This is a genomic window from Mesotoga infera (genome assembly GCA_011045915.1).
In the GTDB taxonomy this organism is placed as follows: Bacteria; Thermotogota; Thermotogae; order Petrotogales; family Kosmotogaceae; genus Mesotoga; species Mesotoga infera_D.
In genome coordinates this window covers 1-4004 of sequence record DSBT01000117.1, presented here as the reverse complement: position 1 = coordinate 4004, position 4004 = coordinate 1, and the positions used below count along the sequence as shown (strand labels likewise).

4 protein-coding genes are annotated in these 4004 nt (G+C 48.6%); 3 read left to right on the top strand and 1 reads right to left on the bottom strand.

Translation table 11 applies throughout. From position 1 onward, the window contains the following. Positions 1-798 precede the first annotated feature (798 nt). The 3 genes from ENN47_04005 to ENN47_03995 are packed head-to-tail and all read left to right on the top strand — an operon-like array spanning position 799 to position 3143. Complete coding sequence (locus ENN47_04005; protein HDP77344.1) at positions 799-1395, top strand: isochorismatase family protein; 597 nt, start codon at positions 799-801, stop codon at positions 1393-1395. After that, positions 1392-2180 carry an NAD(P)/FAD-dependent oxidoreductase gene (locus ENN47_04000; protein ID HDP77343.1) on the top strand — a complete coding sequence of 263 codons (789 nt, stop codon included), beginning with the start codon at positions 1392-1394 and terminating at the stop codon, positions 2178-2180. Before ENN47_04005 ends, ENN47_04000 begins: the two co-directional genes overlap by 4 nt. A gap of 6 nt (positions 2181-2186) precedes the next feature. Beyond that, complete coding sequence (locus tag ENN47_03995) at positions 2187-3143, top strand: radical SAM protein (GenBank protein ID HDP77342.1); 957 nt, start codon at positions 2187-2189, stop codon at positions 3141-3143. A gap of 140 nt (positions 3144-3283) precedes the next feature. On the opposite strand, the gene ENN47_03990 is transcribed toward ENN47_03995, so the two are convergent. Next, on the bottom strand, positions 3284-4004 hold a 721-nt coding region (locus tag ENN47_03990; GenBank protein HDP77341.1), incomplete at its 5' end, for a serine acetyltransferase.

Genomic DNA, 4004 nt, shown 5'->3' with positions numbered 1-4004 from the left:
CTTGCTTTCGGTCATTCTGGCGTGTATCTGGCCAGAATCTCGATCATTATTGCGCTTTCAAGACCAGATCCCGTACAGAACCACTACGGGATGACCCTGAACAGAACATTTTCAGGGCAGGCTAGGTGAGGGGATTCGAGGGCAGGCTCTGCGGGATGACAGTCTTTTCTTACTTCATGTCAGCTGGCGCGCTTCAGGCAAGGATCTCGATCTTCTCGTGAGCGCAGCGGACGTCTCGACAATGATCCTTCTCCATTGTTACCAACAACCAACAACACACAACCAATAACCGCTCTTGCTAGGAGCACTATGGGATGACAGAGCAAAGAAGAGGAAACCATGTAAGACGCGCTTCAAATAGCACACGCCGCACCGAAAACGATCTCTGCCGCTCGAGCGGAGTTTTGATCAAGAACAGAAGAGCGGTTCATCGTTCCGACACTTCATGTCCGGGTTCTTAGTCAAGAAACACGTGATGATGAGAGAGCAGTAGAGGGATGAGATGCGGTATGAGCGCTCAAGCTGGGATTTTGAATCAAGAGTGCAACAATACATAAGATCAAGCTCATTTGACAATGATGACAATTCTTGAACTGAATAAAACGATTGTTGAGCTCCACGAAGAGCGATATGGGAATCATGTAGAATCGAACTGCGTTGCCTCGCAGCAGAAAATGGTTTTCCTGCATAGAGGTTCTTCTTTGAGATGAGTCAGATCACCCTTTCTTTCTATTGCTCAACAGGAGGTCGCCAGTGATACAATTGGTCAATTGAGTCTATCCAGGGAGGAAACAAATCTTGCTCTCAGAAAGGCTTTTTGATGAGACCTTTGGTCGTGAACGCCAGAAGCACAAGGCCGTACTGCTTTCACCGGCATTGCTCGTGATCGATCTTCAGAACTTCTACACTCAGAGAGAATCTCGAGCGTATCTAAAAGGAATCGAGGAGGTAGTAGAAAATTCGCGAAACCTCGTCGAAGGGTTCATGAGTTACGGGCTCCCAGTCGCTTCGACCGTTCACAGGGGCGGCGCTAAGATGATGGTTCAATGGTGGGGAAATGCAGTAGAGGAAGGTTGGGCGGTTCCTCAATTCGGAGATCTTCCAATCTTCTACAAAGATACTTATGATGCATTTCACGATACAGGTCTTGACGCCTTTCTGAAAAGCAATAATGTGAACCAGCTGGTTATTTGCGGTGCGAGGACGCACCTGTGCTGCGAAACGACCGCGAGATCTGCCTTCACAAGAGGTTACGCAACAATGATGGTAGAGGATGCCCTTTGCGACAAGACCTTCGATCATCACATATGTTCTCTAAAGAATCTCGCCAATGGTTTTTCGATTATATCTAAAACGGCGGAGGTTTTGAAGCTGCTCGAAGGAGATTTCTCTTGATCTGGCAAGTTGGAGTTGTTGGGGCGGGACCTGCCGGAGTTGCAGCATCGATAATGCTGAAGCGATACGGAATTGATGTCCTTCTTTTCGAGCGGAGAACTGTTGGTGGCCTTCTTAGCAACGCCTGGCGAGTGGAAAACTTCCCGCCTCTCGAACCTTCCACAGGAGAGGATCTCTGTCTGAAGCTGAAAGACCATCTCTCGAGAAACGCGATTGAGATCATCCGCGAAGATGTGAAGACAATTTACGACAGAACTATCTTCACGACAAGGGCAAGTTATGAAGTCGACTACTCAGTCGTGGCGTCAGGAACGGTCCCAAAACAACTTCCCGCTCTAGAGGTTGACTCAAGAGTTGTCTATGAGTACAGAGATATCCCAAGCGGAAAAGGTGCAGTTGCCGTCTACGGCGCAGGCGATATGGCCTTTGACGGAGCGATCCGTGCAAGTCTTTCAGGAAGGATGACAATGCTGTTTTCCAGAAGCGCTGAGGCGAGAGCAATAGAGGCGTTGAGACTGTCGGCAGAGAAATCCGGGGTAGAACTGCACCAGGCAGAACCGATACAACGCGTTGAATCGGGAGCCGCTTTGAAGATTATCACTTCGCTGGCCGCGTATACAGCAGAGGCTCTGCTTATCTGTATAGGCAGGGAGGCCTCACTTCCCACAATTGATTCTGACAGATGTGAGATAATTGGCGATGCGAGGGGTGAAATCTACAGGCAGGCCTCAATCGCCGTTGGCGATGGAATTAGAACTGCCATGAGAATAGCTTCTCAGAGGTGATGAGTCTTGAAGATGATTCAGAGTTTCGGGAAGGAAGAATTGGCAATCGTCTACATCGGAGAAACCTCTAAAGGTTCATGGGTAGAGTTTGTAGAGTCGCTTCAACCGCCGATTCCCAGAGAGGAAAAGTGGGTTCTGATAGTATCAACCATGGATGGATGCCCTGTTCAGTGTGCTTTCTGCGATGCGGGTGGGTCCTACAGGAGAAACCTCACAGCTGAAGAGATATTGGATCAAATAGACTACATGATAAGCAAAAGATACAGCTCCGTCGTAGATGTGAAGAAATTCAAGATTCAGTTTGCTAGAATAGGCGAACCCGCATTAAATCCTTCCGTTCTGGAGGCGCTTGAATCGCTTCCCCAAAGGTACAACGCACTTGGACTCTTGCCTTCAATAAGCACAATTGGGCCAGCTGGTTCCAATACCTTCTTCGAGAAGCTGTACGCGGTCAAAGAGAGGCTTTACAGGGGGCGGTTTCAACTCCAGTTTTCGATTCATTCCACAGACAAAGCCCAGCGTGATTCATTGATTCCCGTCAAAAAATGGAGTCTCGAGCAGATCGCCGATTACGGCTCAGTATTCTGCGGCCCTGACGATAGGAAGATCACTCTCAACTTCGCCCTCTCGACAGAGTCGATTGTTGATCACAATGTGATCTCAGAAATCTTTGATCCGGAGAAGTTCCTGGTCAAAGTGACACCGGTGAATCCTACGTACCGATCCCACGAAAAGGAAATGAAATCGGCGGTAGAGGATAATGGCACTCTCACCGTTCATTCAAGCCTAGTAGAAGGGCTGCGAGAGATGGGTTTCGATGTAATCGTCAGCGTAGGTGAGCCAGAAGAGAACAAGATCGGCAGCAACTGCGGCCTCTTTGTTCGCAGACATCTTCAGGGCTCAAAGCGCAACCCGGAGATTTATTCATCAGTTGAGTCCGACCCCAATCCCCAACAATCGTGACTCCACATTTTTCACGAAGTTGATATCTATTGTCCGAAGTGTGCCTCGGTCTGACCTTGAATAAGATGGAGGCTGCCGCTTGCCTGGTGTACGTAAACAGGTTGTAAATATAGAGTCTGTCACCAAAAAGAGAAGAGGGATCAGGGATTGTTGTAGATCTTTTCTCCCGGCTTCAGAGAATGAACAAGCCAGACATTACCTCCGATTACGCAGTTGTCTCCGACAACCGTACTCCCTCCAAGGACCGTAGCTCCAGCGTATATGACGACGTGATTGCCAATATCTGGATGGCGTTTTATCCCTTTGATCGGATTGCCGTTTTCGTCGAGTTCGAAGCTCTTGGCTCCAAGCGTGACTCCTTGATAGATCTTCACATGATCTCCGATTCTGCATGTCTCTCCTATCACAACACCCGTACCGTGATCTATGAAGAAGTGCGTCCCTATTCTCGCGCCCGGATGGATATCGATTCCGGTCTTCTGATGAGCATATTCGGTCATTATTCTCGGTATTAGGGGAACCTTGAGCAAGTACAGAATATGGGCTAACCTATAGATGCTTATTGCTTCATAAGCGGGGTATGCAATCATGATCTCTTCCACCGATTGTGCTGCAGGATCTCCTTCGTACGCTGCACGAACGTCCTTGACCAGCTTCTTTGCGACTGTGGGAAGCTCATCCAGAAATTTGCTCGTAATGCTTGAAGCTTCTTCTTCACTCAGATGCGGCTGAATATCGAGGATAAGCTTTTCGAGGAGTTTCATGGCCTTCAAGAGTGACTCCTGTCCGTCTGTCGTTGCGTCTTGTGAAAGTTGGGGGCAGATCGTTCTACGGATAAGGTGAATAAGCTCGATTGTTTTG